This is a genomic window from Jiella flava, from assembly GCF_017349315.1.
In the GTDB taxonomy this organism is placed as follows: Bacteria; Pseudomonadota; Alphaproteobacteria; order Rhizobiales; family Rhizobiaceae; genus Jiella; species Jiella flava.
In genome coordinates, this window is sequence record NZ_JAFMPP010000006.1 from 74,572 (window position 1) to 95,871 (window position 21,300).

A 21,300-nucleotide genomic window follows, 5' to 3' on the forward strand; every position below is an offset into this window, starting at 1 on the left:
GAGACCACATGGTTGCGATCGAGATTGCCGACCTCTTGCAAGGGTTGCAGGACGACAATGGATGTGGCGAAAACCCACGTCTCGGCGAAACATCCCGCAGCCTCTACTATAGCCTGAAGGACGCGCGGAACGCTGCGCGCGCCGATGAGCGCGCGACGTTGCCGGGGGATCAGATCCGGGTCTCGGCGAGTTGGCAGGAGGTCAACCGACTCGCCACGACCATTTTGACCGAGCACGGCCAGGACATCGAGGTTCTGGCCTGGCTTGCCGAAGCCCAGCTGCGCCTCGGCGGCTTCGATGGGCTGCGCGACGTCTTCGATGTCATGGAAGTGCTGTTTCGCGAGCGCTGGGATCAGCTTCATTCGATCGACGACGAGGAGCTCGAGGACAAGGTCGCGCCGATCGCGGGCCTGAACGGCGTCGGCGTCGAGGGCAGCCTGATCCAGCCGATCCGCCTCGCGCCCCTCGTTCCAAGCGGCAACTTCGGCCAGTTCAGCCTGTGGGACTATCAGATGTCCCAGCGGGCCGGCGAGACCAACCGCCACGACGAGCTAATGGAAGCAATCGCCGAAGCCGGCTCGGAGGTGATGGCCCGCCATCACCAAATCATCGTCGAATGCGCCGCGACCTGCGAGCGCATCTCCGCCCTCCTGGAAGAGCGCTGCGGCCAGGACGCCCCGCCGACCTCGAAGATCGTCGCGGCGATCAAGGAAGTGGCTGCGGCAGTGCGCGTTCTCGCCGGGATCGAAGCCACGCCGGAGCCGGTTGTCGGCCCAGCCGCGTCGGCCCGGCCGCGTTCCGCCAACGGTCACGACGACATCCCTGCCGCGCCGACCACGGACGAGGCAAGCGCGCCGGCCGCAAGCCCTCCGAGCGAAGCTGCGCCGCAGCCCAGCCCTGCCACACTGCCGGTCTCGGCTCTGGTGATCAAGTCGCGCGACGAGGCCTTTCAGGTGCTCGCCGCAGTTGCGCGGTATTTCCGCTACGCCGAACCCCATTCCCCCATCGCCGCCTCGATCGACACGATGGTCCGGCGGGGACGGATGGACTTTGCCGACCTGCTCAGCGAGCTGCTGCCGGACACCGGTGTGCGCCATCAGGTGCTGACCGCGGCTGGCATTCAGCCGCCGCGGCCCGACGGCAGCGGGAACCCGCAATGACGGCGTCGGCCAACCGCCGCGTTGGCCCGCCGTCCCCGCCCTTGCCGAACGCCCAAGCCGGGGACTTCGGCTCAATGCAACGACGGAGCCCCCGACATCCGGTGGTCTTCGACCCGACCTTTATGAAGGAGTGCGACAATGGAAAGCGTTCACCAGAAGCTGGATCGGGTGCGCAAGCCCCGCGTCCACATCAAATACGAAGTCGAGACCGAAGGCGCGATGGTGGTCAAGGAATTGCCCTTCGTGGTCGGCGTGCTCGGCGATTTCTCGGGTGATCCGACGGCCAAGCTCAAACCCTTCGGCGAGCGCAAGTTCGTGCAGATCGATCGCGATAATTTCGACGACGTGATGCGAAGGATGTCGCCGGGCCTCCACCTGTCGGTCGAGAACACGCTGACCGGCGACGGCACCGACATGGAAGTCTCGCTGCGCTTCGACCGGCTCGAAGACTTCGAGCCGGGCGCCATCGTCCAGCAGGTTCCCGCGCTGAAAGCGCTGCTCGATGCCCGCAATGAGCTGCGCGATCTGATGAGCAAGGCCGACCGTTCGGAAGATCTGGAGCAGCTCCTCGAAGATGTCCTGCAGAATAAGGGCGATCTCGAAAAACTGGTCGGCGAGCTTGCCAAGCGCCGACAGGCCGATAGCCAGAACCAGGCTGACTGACCCCAGGAAGGACCCTGATCATGAGCCAGGAAACGCAGCTTCAGCCGAATGAAACCGTCGAGCTTCAAGAGGTCAACATCCTCGACAAAGTGATTTCGGCGACCAAGCAAACCGCGCCCGACCGGGCGGAAAACCTCCTTCGCACCCTGACCGATCAGGCGTTGAAGGGCACCGTCGTCTACGACCGCAATCTCACGGTGACGCTGAACAAGGCGATCGCCGCGATCGACACGGTGATCTCCACCCAGCTCGCCGCCATCATGCACGCGCCGAAATTCACCAAGCTCGAGGGCACCTGGCGCGGGCTGCATTATCTGGTGAAGAACTCCGAGACCAGCGCCAATCTGAAGATCCGCGTGCTCAACGCCACCAAGCGCGATCTCAGCCGCGATCTCGACAAGGCGACAGAATTCGATCAGTCGCTGCTGTTCAAGTCGATCTACGAGGATGAGTTCGGCACTCCAGGCGGCGAGCCGATGGGCGCGATCGTCGGCGATTACGAATTCGACAATTCCTTCGAGGACGTCCAGCTGCTCCAGGGCATCTCGGCCATCTCGGCCGCGTCCTTCGCCCCGTTCATCGCCGCGGCGAGCCCGCAGATGCTCGGCTTCGAGGACTTCCGCGATCTCGCCCGGCCGCGCGATCTCGAAAAGATCTTTGATACGGTTGAGTATACGAAGTGGCGCTCGTTCCGGGAAAGCGAGGACTCCCGCTTCGTCACCCTGGCCCTGCCGCGTGTCCTGGCGCGTATGCCCTACGGCCCGGACACGGTGCGGATCGACGAATTCGGCTATGACGAGATCGGCGACACCGACCGTCGGCAGCTGCCGCACGACCATTATTGCTGGATGAACGCCGCCTATGTGATGGGCACCAAGCTGACGGAGGCTTTCGCCCGCAGCGGCTGGTGCACGGCGATCCGTGGCGCCGAGAACGGCGGTAAGGTCGAGAACCTGCCGACCCATGTCTTTGCCAGCGACGACGGCGACATGGACCTGAAATGTCCGACCGAGGTCGGCATCACCGACCGGCGCGAAGCCGAACTCGGCAAGCTCGGCTTCCTGCCGCTATCGCACTACAAGAACACCGACTATGCGGTGTTCTTCGGCGCCCAGACGGTGCACAAGCCGAAAATCTACGATCTGCCGAGCGCCACGGCCAATGCCGCGATCTCGGCGCGGCTGCCCTACATCATGGCCACCTCGCGCTTTGCCCATTATCTCAAGGTGATGGGACGGGACAAGATCGGCTCCTTCATGGAAGCGGACGACGTCGAGAACTGGCTGAACCGCTGGATCTCCAACTACGTCAACGCCAACGAGGAAGCCGGCGAGGAGGCGCGCGCTGCCTATCCCCTGCGCGAAGCCCGCGTCGAGGTGCGCGAGATCCCCGGCCGCCCCGGTTCCTACAACGCGATCGCCCACATGCGCCCGTGGCTGCAGCTCGAAGAACTGACCACCTCGCTGCGCATGGTGGCGCGGATTCCGACCAAGAGCTGAGCCGTCGCCGGTCGCCTCCGCGCGGCCGGCATCAACCGCCGCAGGAAATGAGGCCATGAGGGGCGACCCGTCCGATTGGATCTTCCGGACCGTCTGCGATCGCGTCATCGCCAAGATCGACGCGGCGCTGGAGCGTCAAGTCAACGCGATCATCCATCATCCGCAATTCCAGGAGATGGAGGCGCGGTGGCGGGGGCTGGCCTTGCTCGTCCGCACGGCGGCACGCAGCGAGGACGTCAAGATCAAGGTCGTGTCCGTCAGCTGGCGCGACCTTGGCCGCAGCCTCGAACGGGCCGGCGAATTCGATCAAAGCGCGCTGTTCGACCTCGTCTATAATCGCGAATTCGGAGCACCCGGCGGCGAGCCCTTCGGGCTGTTGGTCGGCGACTATCTCTTGTCCCCGACGCCCCGTGGCACCGGCGATACGGTCGGCGCGCTGCAAGCGATCGGCGGCGTCGCGGCCGCCGCCTTCAGCCCATTCGTCGCCGGCGCCGCACCCGAGGCGCTCGGTCTGGCGGAGTTCAGCGACCTCAACCGCACCTTCGACTTGTCCCTCACCGACCGCGATCCCGGCCTCGTTCGCTGGCTGTCGATGCGCTCGGACGAAGACTCGCGCTTTCTCGGCCTGGTCGCGCCGCGCATCCTGTTTCGCGCCCCCTATACACCCTATGAGCGGTGCCGTGACGACGGCTTTCCGTTCCAGGAAACGATCGCCAGCGACGGAAGCACGCTGTTGTGGGGCAACGGCGCCTTCGCCTTTGCCGCGATCGTCATCCGCGCCTTCATCGATACCGGCTGGTTTGCCGATCTTCGCGGCGTCACCCAGGATCGTGTCGACGGCGGCATGCTGGGGCCGAGCGAGCTGTTGCCCCTCGATCTCGGCATCGAGAGCGCCGGGCTTTCCGAGCAGCCGCCGGTCGAGGTGCGCCTGACGGTCCAGCAGCAACAGCAAATGGCCGACAAAGGCCTGATCCCGATCGGCACGACCTATCTGTCGCCGGCGCTGATCTTCAATTCCAACCAGTCGCTGCATTCGCCGGGTCGCTATTCCTCCGAAAGCGCCCGTCAAAACGCCCGCCTCGCGGCGATGCTGCAATATGTGCTCTGCGCCTCGCGCTTCTCGCATTACCTTAAGGTGATCATGCGCGACGAGATCGGCGCCCTTTCGGACGCCAGCATCATCGAGCGCCGGCTGGCCGACTGGCTGGCCGAATACACCCTCGGCAACGACGATGCGAGCCAGGAGCTGCGCACCCGCTATCCCCTGCGCTCGGCCGGCATCGAGGTCGGCGAGATCCCCGGCAAACCCGGCAGCTTCGCCTGCACCGTCCGCCTCCAGCCGCATTTCCAGCTCGACGACGTCACGACGAGCTTTCACCTCGTGGCGGAATCGCCCGGCCTTGCGGGCGAGACCCGCGATCGCGGTCCCGCCGTCCCAGAAAGGGTCTTCGCATGACGCTCGCCGCTCAAATCTCCGAAGCCCTCGATCGCAACGCCCTCGACGAGGCGGTGGCTGCGGCGACCGCGGCCGTGCGCGATGGCCCGTCGGATGCCGTCGCGCGCAACCTGCTGATCGATCTGCTGATCCTTGAAGGCCAATTCGAGCGGGCCGACAAGCAATGCGCCCTCGCCAGCACGTTCTCGCCGGACCTCGCCGTCGGCTTCGCACGGCTGCGTGGCGAATTGCGCGGCATGGCCGCGCGCGAGGCCTTCTTTACCGAGGGGGCCGTGCCGGCCTTTCCGGGGGAGCCGAGCGCCTGCGATGCGCTCGCCCTGCGCCTTTCGGTCAGCGCACGTAAAGGCACGCAGAGCGAGACCAAGCCGCTGCTCGAAGCCCTGGAAGATGAGCGCGCCGGCCAGGCGATGATCGTCAACGGCACCCCGGTGGCCGATTTTCGCGATTGCGACGACCGCACGCCCCATGCGCTGGAGGCGATCTCGTCCGGCGGCGCCTATCTGTGGGTCGACTTCGCCAAGATCGCCGCCCTGACCCTCAAGCCGATGAGCCGGCCGCGGGACATCGCCTTTCGCGAAGCCGAGCTGACGCTGCATGATGGCAGCGTCGGCACGGTGCTCGTCCCGATGCTCTATCATGGCGGCACGCAGGCGGCAGAGGTCAAGCTCGGGCGCGAGACCGCCTGGCAGGATCTCGGCAGCGGCATCACCGTCGGCTGCGGCCAGCGCTGCTTCCTGTCCGGCGATGATCTTCTGCCGATCCTCGAACTCAAGACGCTGGAGGCCGCGGCGCCGGCCGATCGGGAGGCGCTGCATGCCTGATCCGCTCGACCGCTTCGTCCCCAGCACCGCCGGCTACGCCCGCCCGCTCCTCGACCGGCTGATCGACGCCGAGCCGGACAGCCCCGAGGACGCGCCGCAGCGGCCGGTGGATCAGATGCGGCAGCTGCGCGAGGGCATCCGGCGTGACCTCGAAGCGCTGCTCAACACCCGGCGCAATCCGGTCAGCACGCCGGCTGCCCTGCCCGCTCTGGACAGCGCGCTGGTCTCTTACGGGATCGACGGATTCGTCGCCGCCAATCTCGCCACCGAGGCGGCGAAGCTGCGCTTTGCCCGGGCCGTCGAGCGACGCATCGCGATGTTCGAGACGCGGCTGTCCAACGTCTCTGTCACCATCATCAAGCGCAGCGACGACCGCGACCGGGCGCTGCGCATGCGCATCCAGGCGACATTCCGCCTTTATGAAGGCATGCCGCCGATCAGACTGGAATCGATGGTCGACCCGTCGACCTCGCGGATCGAGATCGAGGCCCCGCATGGCTGACTTCCTCGCCCATTACAACGAGGAACTCGACGCTCTGCGTGAGCGCGCGGCCCGCTTTGCCAAGGCGTTTCCGAAGGTCGCGGGGCGGCTGCGGCTGACCGGCGAGGTCGCCGACGATCCCCATGTCGAGCGGCTCGTCCAGAGCTTCGCCTTCAGCGCCGCGCGGGTGCGGCAAAAGCTCGACGACGAGTTTCCGGAGCTGACCAGCGGCCTGCTCGAAACGCTCTATCCGCATTATCTGGCGCCGATCCCGTCGATGTCCGTCGTGCGCTTCCAGCCGGGTTCCGGCGCCGCCGGCGTGCTGCCCGTACCACGCCATACCGAGATCCAGGCCGAGCCGATCAACGGCGAAAGCTGCCGCTTTCGGACTTCGCAGCATGTCGAGGTCGCACCGGTTCGTCTGGCGGCGGCGCGGCTCGCCAGCCAGCCGATCGAAGCGCCCGCCTCGCCCCATCGCGGCGCGGCCTCATGCCTGCGCCTGTCGCTGCGCCCGGCGGGCGGAGCCAACGGCATCGGCGAGATCGGCCTGTCGCGGCTGCGCTTCTTTCTCGCTGGCTCCTGGCGCCAGGCGAGCGGCCTCGCCGAGTTGTTGATGAACCACACGCTCGGCCTTGCTCTTGCCCGTCATTCCAGCGATCCGGAGCCGATCCTTTTGCCGAAGACGCGGCTGCGGGCGGTGGGATTCGACGCCGATGAAGGGTTGCTGCCCTACCCGCCGACCAGCTTTTCCGGCTACCGGCTGCTGACCGAATTCTTCGCCCTCCCGCAGAAATTCCTGTTTCTCGAGATCGACGGCCTCGACGCCTGGGCCGGCAAGGATCTTGAAATCTTTGTCTATCTCGACGAGTCGAACAGCACGCTCGAACAGGCGGTTTCAGCCGAAGATTTCGTGATCAACGCCACCCCGGTGGTCAATCTCTTTCGCCAGCTGTGCGAGCCAATCACCCTCGATGGCACCCGCACCGAATATCGGCTGATCCCGGATTCGCGCCGCCAGAAGAGCCGCGAGATCCATTCGGTCACCGCCGTCAATGTCGGCGAACGCACCGGCACGCGCTATCCGAGCGTCCCGTTCTTCGGGCGCACGCGGACCTCCCACACCGGCGTCTACTGGCAGGTTAACCGGCAGTTTTCCGACGACGGCAGCAGCGACGTCGACATCGCCTTTGTCGACGAAAACCGGCGCAGCACCGGCCCGCTGGACGCTGTGGCAAGTGTCGAAACGCTGTGTCTCAATCGCGATCTGCCGGAAAGCCTGCCGTTTGGCGGCGGCCATCCGCATCTCTCCTTGGTCGACGGCATGGAGACGATCGAGGCGGTCGAGGCGCTGGTGCCGCCGACGCCGACGGTCCGGCTTGACGAAGCCGATGGCCGAAATTGGCGGCTGATGTCGCATCTTCTTCTCAACCATCTGTCGCTCGCCGATCAGGGCGGCAGCGCGCTGAAGGACATCCTCAAGCTCTACGCCTTCCGTGATACGCCGGAAACGCGCCAGCTCGCCGGCTCGATCGCCAGCATCGAGACGACGAGCGCCACGACCCGGATCCAGGCCGGCATGGTGCCGGGCACGGAAATCGCCTTGACCTTCGATCCGGCGACGATCGACCGGCCCTCGGCCTATCTTTTCGGCGCAGTGCTCGACCGCTTTTTCGGCCTTTACACCTCTATCAACAGCTACACCCGGCTCACCGTGCATCTGCGGGGCCAATCGCGACCGGTCGCGCGCTTTGCGCCGCGGGCGGCGGAAAGGCCGCTGTTATGAGCGCATTGGAAAAACTCCCCGACGTTCAATGGGCGCCGAGTACCGCCAACGATAGCGACGCGGAGATGCTGCGCCAGCGGCTGGCAAACGACCCCGGGCGTTTCGAATTCACCACCGCGTTTCGGGTTGCGACCGAAGATCCGGCGGTGCGCGTCACCTCCACCTTCGGCGTGCGGCCGGCGGCGGTTGCGGTGACGATCGGGACTGAGCGCGGCGGCGACCGCGTGGCGGCGACGCCCGCCGGCGGTCTGATCGGCTCGCTCGGCGTCCTACCGCCCTCCTATGACGAGGCGGTAATGCGCGAAGAGCGCAACCGCTCCCACGCCCTGCGCAGCTTCGTCGATCTCTTCACCGCCCGGATCACCGCCCTTCTCGTCGGCGCCGCCGAGAAATACCGGCTGGCCCGGCGGCTGCGCTGGGCCGAGGCCGGCGGCAAGACGGGCAATGCCTTCCTCAAGACGCTGTTCTCGCTCACCGGCTTCAACTCGGAACGGCTGCGCACCGAAAGCCGCATCGATCCCGATATCCTCCTGCGGTATTCCGGCTTCTTCGCCCAGCGCATCCGCAACGCGGCCAGCCTGCAGGCCATGCTCGCCGAAGTGACGGGCGTCCCGGTGCGCATCGAGCAGTTTCGCCCGCGCTGGCTGACGATTGCCGACAGCGACCGAACCGCCATCGACGGCCGTTCGCAACTCGGCGTCGACACGATCGCCGGGGCCTCGATCAAGGACCACTCCTCGGGCTTTCGCATCGTCCTCGGGCCATTGGGCTACGACGACTATCTCGCCTTTGCGCCCGGCAAGCCGGATGCCGCCGCACTGGTGGCGCTGACCCAGCTTTTCGTCGGCTCGGGTCTGACCTTTGACGTGCAGATGGTCCTGAAAAAAGACGAGATCCCGCTTTGCCAGCTCGGCAGCCAAGGCCCGGCGGCGCCGCGGCTTGGCTGGAACAGCTGGGCACGGGTGGCGCCAGCGGTGGCGGACAGCGGCGACGCGTTCTATCCGGCCGAGGTCGGCAGCAGGGAGGCAACGCATGCGGCTTGAACTGCGCCAGACCGCTGGCCCCGAGGCGCCGAATACCCGCCGCGGCTGGACGCTGGAACGCGGGCGGCGCACCCTTGGGGGCGGTCGCGACTGCGACTGGCCGGTCGCCGATGAGAGTCCGGACCTGTCCGACCATCACTGCGTCATCGCCCGCGACCGCGACGGCTTCTTTCTGCAAGATCTCAGCGCCCATGGCACGCGAGTGAACGACGCGCTGCTGCGCCAGGGCGAGCGGGCACGGCTGCTGCAAGGCTCGACCATCGCCTTTGGCGACGTGGCATTCGCCGTCGCCGTATTCGGCGAGCCGGAGCCCGATCTGGACGACCCCTCGGCCGATCTGCGGCTGAGCGAAGAGGCACCAACGATCTCCTCGATCCTCGCCGACGTCGCGCCGGCCCGCGCGTCCGGCAGCGGCTTGGCCGGCCACCTCTTCGACGACGAACGGCTCTCTGCGGGTGCCCCGCGCCCGGCGGTCGGCGCATTCGGCGAAACGCCGCGCGGCCCCTCCTCCCGCCACGTCGAGATCGGCTGGGACGGCCCGCCGAAGATCGGCAGCGACCGGCCGCTGCTGCCCGACGATTGGAACGACGACGCTGCCGATACGACCTATGCCAGCGAGCTCGAACACCGCCCGGCGATCACCACCGCCGTGTCGCACATGCGCTACGGTTCAGGCCGGCGCGATGAAACGCCGGCCGAGATCCCAGACGATGTCTTTGAAGGTCTCGCGCCACCCGAGAAGGAGCGGCCAACCGCGCCGAGCGAAGAGGCACCGCCAGCCACGCCGCCGGCTGGCGAGGCGGCGATCCCGCCGCGACCGACCCTGGTGCCGCAGCCGAGCCACGACGCCGACCCTGCGCCACGGCGGCCGGAGCGGGAGCCAGGCAGCGCCTTGCTTGACGACGTCTTTTCCCGGCCGCGCGAAACACAGCCGCCGCATCTGCCGTCGACCGCCGACGGGCCGTTCGGGCAGCCGCGTTTTCCCGAAGGCCCGGCACAGCCCATGACCGGGCCGAGCGTGACCGATATCTTGGCAACGCCGCCGAAGCCCCAGCCCCTGGATGTCGATCGCGCCAACGGCCCGCGTGAGGCCAAGCCGACGCCCACAGCGCGGCCGCGGCCGACGCTCGCAGCCGTCGTCTCGGATATGCCGCCACCGCCCGCGCCGCCGGTTGCCATGGCCGACGCGATACCATCGGCCGACAGCCGGCCGCCGCGTCTCGAAACGCTGCTACGCGAAGCTGAAGAGGCGGTGGACGAAATGTCCGCGCTGCTCGGCCTGCCCGAGAGCGCGCGGCCGCAGGCGCGGCGCACCGATACGCCCGAAATGCGGCTGGAAATGATTGTCGCCCATCAGATTGCCCAGCGCGAAGGGCTCGCCCGGATGCTCCAAGACGCTGGCCAGCTGTTCGAGCCGCGGTTGATCGAGGCACGGGTGGACCGCCGGCGCGGCATCTTCGCCGTCCTGAGGCGCCCCGGCCTCTACTGGACGGAATACCGGGCCGCCTTCCGGCAAGACGGCAAGGATCTGTCGGTGTCGCAAATCCTGCAGCGGCTGATCGGCCACGAGGACCGCACGCCATCGACCGAAACACCCCCCATGAGCGACGACCATTGACGAGAGCAAAGCGAGCGCAATGAAGAACGAGAACCGGGTGGCATGGAGCGAAGGCATGTTCCTTCGCGTGCAGCACTTCCAGCAGTCCGATCGCTGGACGGAACGGCTCGTGCGCACGACCCTGCACGAGACGATCCCCTATGCCTGGGGCTTGGCCGACATCGAGATCGATCGCAGCGCGCTGGCCATCGGCCAATTCGCCCTGTCGGGTATTCGCGGCATCCTGCCCGACGGCACGCCGTTTGAGGCCCCCGGCGACACCGACTTGCCGCCACCGCTGGATCTCCACGACACGGTGAAGAACGAGATGGTCTATCTCGCGCTGCCCGCGCGCCGGCCGGGCAAGGCCTATGCGGTGATGCAGCCGAAGGGCGAATTGAACGGGGCGCGGATCGCCGCCACGCCCTTCGAGGCGCCGGACGCCAACATCGACACCGATTTCATCGCGCCGATCGACGTGGCGCGGCTGAATCTGCGGTTTCTGACGGGTAGCGACGAACTGGCCGGCTACGATCTCATCGGTCTTGCGCGGGTCATCGAGGTGCGCTCGGATCGCTCGGTCGATCTCGATCCGGATTTTCTCGCGCCAAGCCTGACCTGCGCCGCCGAGGGCCGGCTGCGCGAACTCGTCACCGAACTTCTCGGCATCGTGCGCCACCGCGCCGCCGCGATCGCCGACCGGATCGGCGATCCGACCATTCGTGGCACCGCCGAGGTCGGGGATTTCTTCCTTCTGCAGATCCTCAATCGGGCGGACCCGATGCTAGCCCATATCGCGGCCAATGCCAGCCGGCTCCATCCGATGAGCTTTTACGAGTTCTGCATCCAGCTCGCGGGCGAACTTTCAACCTTCACCGCCGACGCGAAACGGGCAAGCGAGTTTCCGCCCTATCGCCATGACGATCTGAAAGCGACCTTTCACGCGGTCTTCGAGGACCTGCGCACCTCGCTGTCGGCCGTTCTCGCCCAGACCGCCGTCGCCATCGATCTCGTCGAGCGCCGCCACGGCGTGCGCGTCGGAACGATCCGCGACCGCTCGCTGCTGGCGAGCGCCGGCTTCGTCCTGGTCGTCGGCGCCGACATGCCGGCCGAGGACATCCGCCGCAAGCTGCCGGCGCAGATCAAGGTCGGTCCGATCGAGCGCATCGTCGAGCTCGTCAACGTCGCCCTTCCCGGTATCCCCGTCCGCCCCTTGCCGGTGCTGCCGCGGCAGCTGCCGTATCGCTCGGGCCGCGTCTACTTCGAGCTGGATACCGGCTCGCCGCTTTGGAAACAGCTGGAGACCAGCGGCGCGATCGCGCTGCATCTGGCCGGCGACTTCCCCGAACTCGACATGGAACTATGGGCGCTGCGTGAATGAGTGCGACCTTCCCCCCGACCGGTGATCGAACGACGCTCGGATCCGACGACGACCTTCGGACCAAGGACCAACGCGCGCCCGAAGTCTTCGACGATCTCGTCGAGTCCGCCCCGCCCTTCGCCGATGGGCCGCCGATGGCGGCGCCGCAGCGGCCGCAGGGTGGCGGCTGGTCGCCGGAGGTGCTGCTGCGCAGCTTCCGCTTCGGTGGCAGCGAAGTGCCGGTCATCGTCGCCTCGGCCGCGCCCCTGCTCAATCTCGCCCATGAGCTTCGCCAGCGCGGTTCCGCCCCCAATATCGAGGAGTTGCGCCCGACGGTGATCGAGGCGGTGCGCCGCTATGAGCGCGATCTCGCCAGCGCCCGGATCAGTCCAGAGCGGGCCCGCGCCGCCCACTACGTCATCTGCGCCACCATCGACGACGTCATTCTCGCCCAGCCCTGGGGCGAGCGAATCGCCTGGGCGCGGCAGGGCCTCGTCTCGACCTTCCACATGGATGTCACCGGCGGCGACCGGGTGTTCGACCTGCTCGACCACTTCCACCAAAGCCCGGGCGCGAACAAGGACCTTCTGCTCCTCATCTATCTTTGCATCTCGCTCGCCTTCGAGGGGCGCACCCGGGTCTCCGCCCGCGGCGCGCTGGAACTCGAACGCATCCGCGAAAGCCTCTACCGCACGCTGCTCGGGCAGTTCGGCGTGTTCGAGCGCGAACTCTCGCCCCATTGGCGCGGCGTCAACGCCCGGCATAAGCCTCTGCGCACGGCGACGGTGTTGTGGACGCTTCTCGCGCTCCTCGCGCTGATCCTCGGCATCGGCTATCTGTTCTTCCTGATCGGCCTCAACCGCGCCTCGGACGGCACCTTCAGCGCCCTCGCCTCGCTGCCGCCGAACCAGGCGCCGTCGCTGGCACCGCCTCCGCCGCCGCCGGCCCCGAAGGTCGAAACGGTCAAGGCCGCGCCGAAAACGGCACCGCCGCCGCCCAAACCAACGCCGCCGGCCAAGCCCCAGGTTTCGGACCTCGAAAAGCGGCTTAAAAACCTGATGGCCTTCCTGCAGCCGGAGGTGGAGAAGGGTCTCGTCGGGCTCTCCAACGCCAATGGGCGCCTCTTGGTGCGGATTTCCAATGCCGGCCTGTTCGACACCGGCAGTGCCGATGTCAATCCGAAATTCCAGGGACTGTTGCAGCGCATCGGTGGGGCCTTGGCGTCGGAAGACTTCAAGGCGGTCGTCGTCGGTTACACCGACAACGTTCCCATCCATACGCCGGAATTCCCGTCGAACTACGACCTTTCCAAGGCCCGCGCCAAGGCTGTCGGCGACGTGCTGTCGCAGTTCACCGGCCCCGGCCAGGTCACCACCGAGGGGCGCGCCGACAGCGATCCGATCGCCAGCAACGACACCCCCGAGGGTCGGGAGAAGAATCGGCGCACGGAAATCCTGGTGATGACCGACGCCGCCAATCGGCTCGAAAACTCGGGTGCCCAGGCGATGGGGGCTCCGGCGCCGCAACAGCCCGCCGCAACAGCGATCCCCGATCTGAAGGGCGCGCAAACAGCCTTGCCTGAACCCTCGACCCGCGACGCCGCGCCAGCCGCGGCGCCGGTCAAGCCCACCCCGACTGTTCCCCCCGCTTCGCAAGGCTCCGCGCAGTGAACCCGCTCAGTTCCTTCTATACAATCCGCTCCTATGCGGAGGCCTATGCCGGGCTGATCGGCCGGCGCTTCCTGTCGCTGATCTGGGTCGTGGCGATCTGCTTCGTCATCTGGTTCTACGGCTATCTCGCCGCCTTCGGCAGCTTCAAGCCGCTGGCAAGCCAGAGCCACCGCCTGATCGCCATCGGCCTCGTCGTCCTCGCCTGGCTGATCTATCTCGGCGTCTCGGCCTATCGATCGCGCAAGCGCGACAAGGAGCTGGTCGAGGGGATCGAGCAGGACGCCGAAGCCCTGGCCGAGGGCGAGCGCAGCGCCGAGGTCGAGGCGGTGCGCGGTCAGCTGCGCGATGCGCTGGCGCTGCTCAGGCGGGTCACCCGGCGGCGGCTCGGCTATGTTTACGAGTTGCCCTGGTACGTGATTTTCGGCGCGCCGGGCTCCGGCAAAACCACCGCCGTGACCAATTCCGGCCTCACCTTTCCACTCGGGGAAGCCAGCGGCAGCGAAGGCGTCGACGGGGTCGCCGGCACGCGCACCTGCAATTGGTGGTTCAGCGAGGACGCGATCCTCGTCGACACCGCCGGCCGCTACACCATTCAGGACGACCTCAACGGCGCGGCCAAGGCCGGCTGGGAAGGTCTGCTCAACCTCTTGAAGCGCTACCGGCGCTCGCAGCCGGTCAACGGCGCGCTGATCATCCTGTCGATCCAGGATCTCCTCGGCCAGGATCCCGATGCCCGCCGCAACGAGGTGCGGGCGATCCGCAAGCGCCTTGCCGAGATGGACGAGTTCCTCAAGGCCCGGGTGCCGGTCTATCTCGTGCTGACCAAGGCCGATCTTCTGACCGGCTTCACCGAATTCTTCGACGGCTTCAACAAGAGCGACCGCGAACAGGTCTGGGGCATGACCTTCGATCTGGCGGCCAGCAACAAGGCGAGCGTGCTGCCGGAGAAGTTCCAGGAGGAATTCGGCCTCCTCCAGGAGCGGGTCGGCGCGATGCTGATCGAGCGGCTGCAACAGGAGCCGGATTTGGAGATCCGCGGCCGCATCTTCCGCTTTCCGGCCGAGCTGTCCGCCCTCGAGGATGGCGTCCACGAGATCCTGACCGAGCTGTGCTCGGGCTCCAAGCTGGTCGTGCCGCCGCTGCTGCGCGGCGTCTATCTCGCCTCGGGCACGCAGACCCAGAAGTCGGCTCGCAATCTCATCGCGCAGCCGGTGCCGCGTATGCGCCGGAGCTATTTTCTCACCCGCCTGTTCACCGACGTGATCTTCGGCGAAGCGGCGCTCGTCAGCCGTGACCGCCGTCTGTCGCGGCGCCAGCGGGTCTTTCGCCAGCTCGCCTATGGCGGTGCCGTGTCGCTGCTGGTCTTCGTTCTGGCGAGTTGGACCATCGCCTATTTCCAGAACAGCTCGGCACTGGCTGAGGCGAACAATAAGATCGCCGCCTATCAGAGCGCGATCAAAGGCATTCCCGTCACCAATGTGTCCGACGCCGACTTCCTGCGCGTGCTGCCGGCACTCGACGAGCTCGCCGGCGTGACCAGCGGCTTCGACGCCATCGGCGTCTGGCCGCCGAGCTTCGGGCTCGATCAGCAGCCGAAGATCGCCAGCCGCCAGCGCGACGCCTATCAGCGAGCGCTCAATGCCCTCCTCCTGCCGCGCATGCTGGTCGAGTTGCAGACCATCATGGACAAGAGCAAGGATCCGAACCAGATCTTCGACGCCTTGAAGCTCTACGGTATGCTCGGCGGTCTCGGGCCGCTGGACCCCGGCTATGTCAAGACGCAGTCGGCGCGGCTGTTCAAGACGCTCTATCCCGAAGAGGGACGCGCCATGGTGCGCGCTTCGCTGACCCGCCACGCGACCTTGATGGCCGAAGGCGATCTGCCGCCGCTGACGCTCGATACGGTGCTGATCTCCAAGGCGCGCAGCCGGATCGCCGGCCTGACCTATCCTCAGCGCGCCCTGGCGCTTCTCAGGGAGGACGCGCATGCGGCCGACGTAGCGAGCTGGGACGCTGCCGACGCGTTGGGTCCGGTCGGAGAAAGAGCTTTCGAACGCATCTCCGGCCAAAACCTCCAGTCCGGCGTTCCGGGGCTTTTCACCGCCGTCGGCTACAACCAGATCGTCCTGCCGAAGCTCGACGAGGCTGTCCGCACGGCTCTCAACGAGGGCTGGGTGCGGGGCTCCCCCGCTGCGACCACCTCCGATACCGTCGACGCCGTTTCCAAAGCGACCCTCGACCTCTATGACGATGCCTTCACCAAGAACTGGACCTCGCTGATGAAGGATATCCGGGTCCGCCAGCCGCAAACCATCGCCGACGAGACAGAAACCGCCCGCATTCTCGCCAGCGTCCCGAGCCCGGTAGAGGATCTCGCCAAATCCGTCGCCGCAGCCACCGATCTGCGGCCGCCCAGCGTCCGCCTCGCCGATGCCGCTGGCCCGTCCGACGACGGCGCTGCCACCGACGCCTCCGAAGTGGATGCAAGCGCCGCCGGAACGCTGGCTTCGGCCGTCACCCTCGGCAACACTCCAGACCCCTACGGCGATTTGCGCAAGGCGCTGAAGCCCGCCGGCAAAGGCGGCCTGACCGATGTCGCCGATGCCGCGAGCGACGCCGCCGGCGCCTCGTCCGGCAAGGAGAAGCCGTCGCAGATCGCGGCGCTCCAGCCGCTTCTCGACGCCGTCTACCAGCAGCTTTCGCGCGCCTCGACGTCCACCGCGGCCATCGCCCAGGTCTTCGATGCCGACGGTCAGCTGACCAAGTCCAATCAGGATCTTCTCCAGGCGGCCCGCCGCCTGCCGGAACCGGTGGCAACCTGGATGGTCGGGCTTGCGGCCGACGTGAACGCGCTCTCGGTGAAGACCGCCCGCCACACCTTCGCCGAGGCCTGGCAGAGCGAAGGGGCATCGCTCTGCGCCGCCGCCGTCAACGACCGCTATCCGTTCAAGCGCACTTCGAAGGAGGACATCCCCCTCGCCGACTTCACCCAACTGTTCGGACCGCAGGGGCTGTTCCAGAGCTTCTTCACCAAGCGCCTCGCCCCCTTTGTCGACACCACCAAGACGCCCTGGACATGGCGCGGTGCCTTTGGCGCGAAGGGGCAGGAGAGCCAGGCCCTGACGTCCTTCGAGGAAGCCGACGCGATCCGGCGGGCATTCTTCGGCTCGGATTCGCCGACGCCCACCCTGTCCATCAATGTCGTGCCCGTGTCGCTATCCGACGCCGCCAACGCCGTGATGCTCGAAGTCGATGGCGAACGGGTGGTCTATTATCATGGGCCCAAGGTGTCGAAGTCGATCCAGTGGCCGACCAAGGACGCCGCCAATCAGTCGCTCGTCGCCTTTCAGCCGGGGGACCGCGACCAGGCGACGACGGAGAGCGGCGACTGGTCCCCGTTCCGCCTTCTCGACTCCGCAAAGATCCTGTCGCGACAGAACGACATGATGCGCGCGGAATTCGATGTCGGCGGCAAATCGGCGGTGTTCGACATCCAGTTCGGTTCCGTGCTCAATCCGTTCGATCTTCCGGCACTGAAAACGTTTCAGTGTCCGAGTTCGTTCTGAAACGTAACGAGACCCATGGCGCTCTTTCGTCATCGTCCCCGTCGCGAGCCGACGTCGCCGCCCCCGCCCGCCGGCAAGGGGCACGACGGTCGCGGCGCTGACGTGGCGTCGCGGATCGCCGCCGTCCATCCCGGCTTCTTCGGCAAAGTGCCGAGCCATGGCGATTTCGTCGCCGCCGATCTCGATCCCCGCTTTCAAACAGGATTCGATGCGTGGCTGCAGCAAAGTTTGTCGGCGAGCCGGCAGGTCCTCGGAGATCGTTGGGAACAGCTCTTTCTGGCCGCCCCCGCCTGGCGCTTCACCTTAGCGGCAGAGCTGTGCGGACCGAGCGCGATGACCGGGGTGTTTCTGCCGAGCCGCGATCGGATCGGCCGCTGCTTTCCGTTGGTCATTGCCGCCCGCCGCACGCTGGAGGGTACGACCGCGCGGATCGTCTATGACGAGCACTGGTTCATCGTCGCCGAAGCGATCGGTCGCACCGGGCTGCAGAGCGATTTCGACCTCGCCGTCTTCCGCGACAAGCTGCGGCGCGTGCGCCCCCCGCGCGATCCGGAGGGCGCAGTCGGCCCGGCGGCGACGACCTACGGCTCGGCCTGGTGGACCGCCGGCGGCCCGACCGTGCGACCGAAGGAGTTCGCCTGCGACGGCCTGCCGCCACCGGACCGCTTTCTGGATTTCCTGGTCGAGCGACCGGGCGGCCGCAGGGCGCAAGGTGGCGCCGAAAGCCGGCCTCAGAGCGACTTTGCACCGGCGCGGGACTCAGAGCCCGCGGCAGAACGTGCGGCGGTGTCGTCCCGCCAGGAGCCCGAGAACGCCGCCCTGTCACGAGACGCCGACCCGCATCCCCCGCCGCCGCCAGCCGGCCATCACGATCCGGACGCAGCGGACAGCCCGCTCCGGGAGGCGAGACCAACGGCTCCGCGAACGGATCTTGTCACCACGATCGCTGGCGCTCAGCATGAGGCCGATGCCGCCGCAACGCCGCAGGCGGTGATCGTCGTCAACGAAGCGGCGGGTTTCGCCGGCGTGATCGCCAGTTCGCTGGCCCATCGCCTCGGTCCGAAGATCGTCGGCATTGTCGCAAAGGTGCTCCACGAAAGTCCCGCCCATGACGCCCTCGACGACGCCATCGCGGAGCTGAAAGGCAAGCTCGGCCGCGTCCATACGCTGCTGCGCACCGGCAATGCCGAAGCGATGGGCGAAACCTCGAAATTGCCTGACGATTTCTCGATCAGCCTGGCCGTGGCGATCCACCGCGGCGGCCGGATCGCAGCACTGTGGATCGGCGATTGTCGCGGTTATCTGATGCGCGACGGGATGATGCGTTGTCTCACCCGCGATCATGTCGAGGTCGGCATGCGGCGGCGGCTGTCGCGCTCGCTCGGCAGTGCGCAAGGCTCCGCCATGCCGGATATCACAATCGAGACGGCCCTTTCCGGCGACCGATTGATGCTGTGCTCGCCCTCGATCGGCCGCCATCTCAAGGATCGCGCGATCGCCGGTGTCCTTCTCGACGGCAACCCCGAGGAGACAGCCGACGGGCTGATCCAGGAAGCCATTCTCGCCGGGGCATCGGGCGGCCTCGCAGTTTGCCTCCTCGACCTTTCGCAAGCCCCCTGACCTCAAGCGCAGCCGTCCAGCGCACCGCTTACGAGATCGGCGCGGCGACACGTTCACCGCCAACGACGTCGCCGATCCGATCGGTGTTTGAACATGGCAAACGGGGCCGATCGTCCTGCGATCAGCCCCGTCGTCAACGATCAGCTTTTGTCTGTCGCCGGCCCTTCAAGCCCCCGATCCGGAACTGGAACCTGACTGAGCCGGCGACGGCGCTGCGGGCAACGGCGGCGTCTTCTGGAAGACCGTCATATATTTCGCCATATCCACCGCCTGGGCATTGGTCGCGTAGAGGATGTCGTCATCCTGCATCTGGATCTGCTGCATATACAGAAAGCTCGATGGATCCTTCAGATTGATATGGACGATGATCGGGCTGGTCGTGACCGTCGTCGCCATCGCCGGCGCGGACAGCTGTTCTTTATAGGAGCCCTTCACCGCCGTGGTCTGCACGGGCTGCAGCATCTTCTGGGTCCGGAACAGATAGACGTTGATCGGATCGGCCTTGTCGTCCAACAGACCGCCGACCCGGCCGATCGCCTTGGCGAGGGTAAGATGACCGGGCTCGAACTTGAACTCACCGGTGCTCTTGAACGAACCATAGGCGGTGAAAGACGCGCCGGTGCCGCCGGTCTGGTCGCCGACACTGACCCGGTCGCCCGGCATCAAGGTGACGTCTTCAACGCGGTTCGCCATGATCTTCGCCAGCGGTGCCGACGCGGTGTGGCCGCCGCGCTGAATGGTGACGTTGGTCGTTGCCGGGCTCGACTTTGCCCCGCCCGCAAGGGCGATCACGTCGAGCACCCGGCTGCCGCCGGACGACAGCGGAAACTGTCCCGGTGTGCCGACCGAACCGTCGACGGTGACGAGGTTGCCGGCATTCGCGACGATATTGACCGTCGCCTGCGGGTTCACCGCACTGCCACGCAGGGCGTTGGCGATCTGCCGCTGAACCGCGGCGGAGGTCGAGCCGGCAACCCGCTGACGGCCGGCGAACGGCAAGGTCACATAGCCGCGCGAATCGACGGTAAACTTGCCGAGATCGAGAGACTTGCTGTCGGTCGAGGAGAACAGCCCCTTCTCCCCGGTGTCGAAAATCGTTACGTCGATGACGTCGCCGGTGCTGATCCGTGTCGGATCGAAGCGACCGCGCGGCAGGGTGCGAAGGCTGCCCTGCGCGGCGACAATGCTCATGTCCTGGCTGCCGGCGGCCGTCACCGGCCAGAGATAGCGGCTGGCCTGGGACAGTTCGATTACCGGCACACGTTGGCCGTCGGGTGCGATGGTCTTGGTCGCGATCGCATCCGGTTTCGGTCCGGACGAGGGAAGATAGGATTTGGGAACGCCACAGCCGGCAAGAAGAAGCAGTGCGGCAAGACAGGAAGCCGTTCGAGACACGTTTCAGCCCTTCGACCGATTGGATCTGATTGAGGCATAATCGTGACTTCGTTACCGGACAATGTTCCGGATCAACGCAATTTCTCATAAGTCATGATTGTCTGTTATGTGTATCAAATTTACACGACTTGAAAGCAAGACGACCGACGCTAGACGCGGCTTTGCTAGCCGTTGCGGCGCGGCTTTGCAGCAAATTCGTCTTCGAACCGCAAATGCCGCCGTGATGATTCGCGGCGGCGAACCGGTCGCGAGGAATCGCGCATCGCGCGGCCGCCAGGCCAAAATCCCGCCGTTCGGCGAACCGCGAAATGCGCTGCGGAGATCGGCCGCAATGGGTTGCATCGACCAGCCGCGCAAGGCGATTTTCTTCCGGAGAAGGTGCCGCGGTATCCCGCGCATTCCTGTCGCAATGCCTGCCGACTTCATATACAGAAACGACGATTAGGCAGGCTCGAGCCGTCACCACTGCCCCTCAATACGAGGGCTCGGCCAGCCTCCCATAGGTGAGAAGATAATGTCTGCAGGTTATCCATCCATCGCCGGTACGCTCGCGATTTGCTTCGCCCTGACTAATCCGTCCTTTGCCCAAGACAGCGGCGTCCCGAGCAAGGCGCCGGAGCAGCCGGCGCCATCGACCCCCGCCCCGGCTCTCGCGGCACCGGCCAAACCGCCAGTTCCGCCCAAGTCGAGCCCGCCGAGAACCAGCACATCGAGCACCAAGGCGCCGACGTCAGCGGCTACCCGCAGCGATTTTTCAACGGCGGTCGAAAAGCTCTCGCCGATCGTGCAGGACGTGCAGATCGTCGGCCCCTGGACCGACGGCGACCTCGAAGGCGTCTGGCGGACGGTGATGGTCCAGCCAAGCGGCAACGATGCGAAGATGCATTTCTTCGTCCAGCAGCTTCAGACCGATGACGACAACGGCGTCTCCATCCGCTCCACCACGGAGATCCCGGAGATCGCGCAGTTGAAGGGCCAGATCGTCGGCTACCGCGCCGACGAGCCGAACGAAGAGGAGCCGAACACCCTGGGTCTGTTCTTCGAAGTTGTTCCGGCCGATGGCGAGGTCAGCGAAACTTACGAGCTGCACTTCACGCCGGGCCAGCCATACAGTTTCGCCCCGGCGTCGAACTGAGCGTGCAACACCGCCCGTCGATGGCGGCGGTCAAAACATTTGAACGGACAT

General features: G+C 66.5%; 14 protein-coding genes and 1 pseudogene. 14 read left to right on the plus strand and 1 reads right to left on the minus strand.

Annotation, left to right across the window (positions count from 1 at the left end; genetic code table 11):
- Window positions 1–8 precede the first annotated feature (8 nt).
- From tssA to tagF, 13 genes and pseudogenes are all read left to right on the plus strand, one after another.
- On the plus strand, window positions 9–1,160 hold the full coding sequence (tssA, locus tag J1C48_RS08705; RefSeq protein ID WP_207257448.1) for a type VI secretion system protein TssA: 1,152 nt from the start codon (window positions 9–11) through the stop codon (window positions 1,158–1,160).
- A 138-nt stretch (window positions 1,161–1,298) separates the two neighbouring features.
- Window positions 1,299–1,823, plus strand: coding sequence for a type VI secretion system contractile sheath small subunit (gene tssB, locus J1C48_RS08710; RefSeq protein WP_207257449.1), 525 nt, complete (start codon window positions 1,299–1,301; stop codon window positions 1,821–1,823).
- A gap of 20 nt (window positions 1,824–1,843) precedes the next feature.
- Complete coding sequence (gene tssC / locus J1C48_RS08715) at window positions 1,844–3,322, plus strand: type VI secretion system contractile sheath large subunit (protein WP_207257450.1); 1,479 nt, start codon at window positions 1,844–1,846, stop codon at window positions 3,320–3,322.
- Window positions 3,323–3,377: 55 nt separating this feature from the next.
- Entirely contained in the window at window positions 3,378–4,778 is a 1,401-nt protein-coding gene (gene tssC / locus J1C48_RS08720; RefSeq protein ID WP_207257451.1) for a type VI secretion system contractile sheath large subunit, read from the plus strand.
- The gene (locus J1C48_RS08725; RefSeq protein ID WP_207257452.1) at window positions 4,775–5,599 is read left to right on the plus strand and encodes a type VI secretion system accessory protein TagJ; all 825 of its coding nucleotides are present in this window, start codon (window positions 4,775–4,777) and stop codon (window positions 5,597–5,599) included. Before tssC (J1C48_RS08720) ends, J1C48_RS08725 begins: the two co-directional genes overlap by 4 nt.
- Window positions 5,592–6,101, plus strand: coding sequence for a type VI secretion system baseplate subunit TssE (gene tssE / locus J1C48_RS08730; protein WP_207257453.1), 510 nt, complete (start codon window positions 5,592–5,594; stop codon window positions 6,099–6,101). The genes J1C48_RS08725 and tssE overlap by 8 nt, the downstream gene beginning before the upstream one ends.
- Window positions 6,094–7,863, plus strand: coding sequence for a type VI secretion system baseplate subunit TssF (gene tssF / locus J1C48_RS08735; RefSeq protein WP_207257454.1), 1,770 nt, complete (start codon window positions 6,094–6,096; stop codon window positions 7,861–7,863). The genes tssE and tssF overlap by 8 nt, the downstream gene beginning before the upstream one ends.
- Window positions 7,860–8,906 (plus strand): type VI secretion system baseplate subunit TssG, encoded by a 1,047-nt coding sequence (tssG, locus tag J1C48_RS08740; protein WP_231081661.1) that lies wholly within the window; start codon window positions 7,860–7,862, stop codon window positions 8,904–8,906. Before tssF ends, tssG begins: the two co-directional genes overlap by 4 nt.
- Window positions 8,896–10,524 carry an FHA domain-containing protein gene (locus J1C48_RS08745; RefSeq protein ID WP_207257455.1) on the plus strand — a complete coding sequence of 543 codons (1,629 nt, stop codon included), beginning with the start codon at window positions 8,896–8,898 and terminating at the stop codon, window positions 10,522–10,524. The genes tssG and J1C48_RS08745 overlap by 11 nt, the downstream gene beginning before the upstream one ends.
- 19 nt (window positions 10,525–10,543) lie before the next feature.
- On the plus strand, window positions 10,544–11,884 hold the full coding sequence (gene tssK, locus J1C48_RS08750; RefSeq protein ID WP_207257456.1) for a type VI secretion system baseplate subunit TssK: 1,341 nt from the start codon (window positions 10,544–10,546) through the stop codon (window positions 11,882–11,884).
- Window positions 11,881–13,533, plus strand: coding sequence for a type VI secretion system protein TssL, long form (tssL, locus tag J1C48_RS08755; RefSeq protein WP_207257457.1), 1,653 nt, complete (start codon window positions 11,881–11,883; stop codon window positions 13,531–13,533). Before tssK ends, tssL begins: the two co-directional genes overlap by 4 nt.
- Window positions 13,530–17,099 (plus strand): type VI secretion system membrane subunit TssM, encoded by a 3,570-nt coding sequence (gene tssM, locus J1C48_RS08760; RefSeq protein WP_207257458.1) that lies wholly within the window; start codon window positions 13,530–13,532, stop codon window positions 17,097–17,099. Before tssL ends, tssM begins: the two co-directional genes overlap by 4 nt.
- A 15-nt stretch (window positions 17,100–17,114) precedes the next feature.
- Window positions 17,115–17,621 (plus strand): annotated as a pseudogene (tagF, locus tag J1C48_RS19255) (type VI secretion system-associated protein TagF); the annotation flags it as partial.
- Between the two features lie 1,263 nt (window positions 17,622–18,884).
- Here tagF and J1C48_RS08770 read toward each other — a convergent pair.
- Entirely contained in the window at window positions 18,885–20,114 is a 1,230-nt protein-coding gene (locus tag J1C48_RS08770; protein WP_207257460.1) for a polysaccharide biosynthesis/export family protein, read from the minus strand.
- Window positions 20,115–20,907: 793 nt separating this feature from the next.
- On the opposite strand from J1C48_RS08770, the gene J1C48_RS08775 reads away from it, so the two are divergent.
- Window positions 20,908–21,249, plus strand: coding sequence for a hypothetical protein (locus J1C48_RS08775; protein ID WP_207257461.1), 342 nt, complete (start codon window positions 20,908–20,910; stop codon window positions 21,247–21,249).
- Window positions 21,250–21,300 lie beyond the last annotated feature (51 nt).

Coding starts and splice junctions, on each gene's coding strand:
- tssF (WP_207257454.1), top strand. CDS start 6,094: ATGGCTGACTTCCTCGCCCATTACAACGAGGAACTCGACGCTCTGCGT.
- tssG (WP_231081661.1), top strand. CDS start 7,860: ATGAGCGCATTGGAAAAACTCCCCGACGTTCAATGGGCGCCGAGTACC.
- tssC (WP_207257451.1), top strand. CDS start 3,378: ATGAGGGGCGACCCGTCCGATTGGATCTTCCGGACCGTCTGCGATCGC.
- J1C48_RS08725 (WP_207257452.1), top strand. CDS start 4,775: ATGACGCTCGCCGCTCAAATCTCCGAAGCCCTCGATCGCAACGCCCTC.
- tssL (WP_207257457.1), top strand. CDS start 11,881: ATGAGTGCGACCTTCCCCCCGACCGGTGATCGAACGACGCTCGGATCC.
- tssB (WP_207257449.1), top strand. CDS start 1,299: ATGGAAAGCGTTCACCAGAAGCTGGATCGGGTGCGCAAGCCCCGCGTC.
- tssA (WP_207257448.1), top strand. CDS start 9: ATGGTTGCGATCGAGATTGCCGACCTCTTGCAAGGGTTGCAGGACGAC.
- J1C48_RS08745 (WP_207257455.1), top strand. CDS start 8,896: ATGCGGCTTGAACTGCGCCAGACCGCTGGCCCCGAGGCGCCGAATACC.
- tssE (WP_207257453.1), top strand. CDS start 5,592: ATGCCTGATCCGCTCGACCGCTTCGTCCCCAGCACCGCCGGCTACGCC.
- tssK (WP_207257456.1), top strand. CDS start 10,544: ATGAAGAACGAGAACCGGGTGGCATGGAGCGAAGGCATGTTCCTTCGC.
- tssC (WP_207257450.1), top strand. CDS start 1,844: ATGAGCCAGGAAACGCAGCTTCAGCCGAATGAAACCGTCGAGCTTCAA.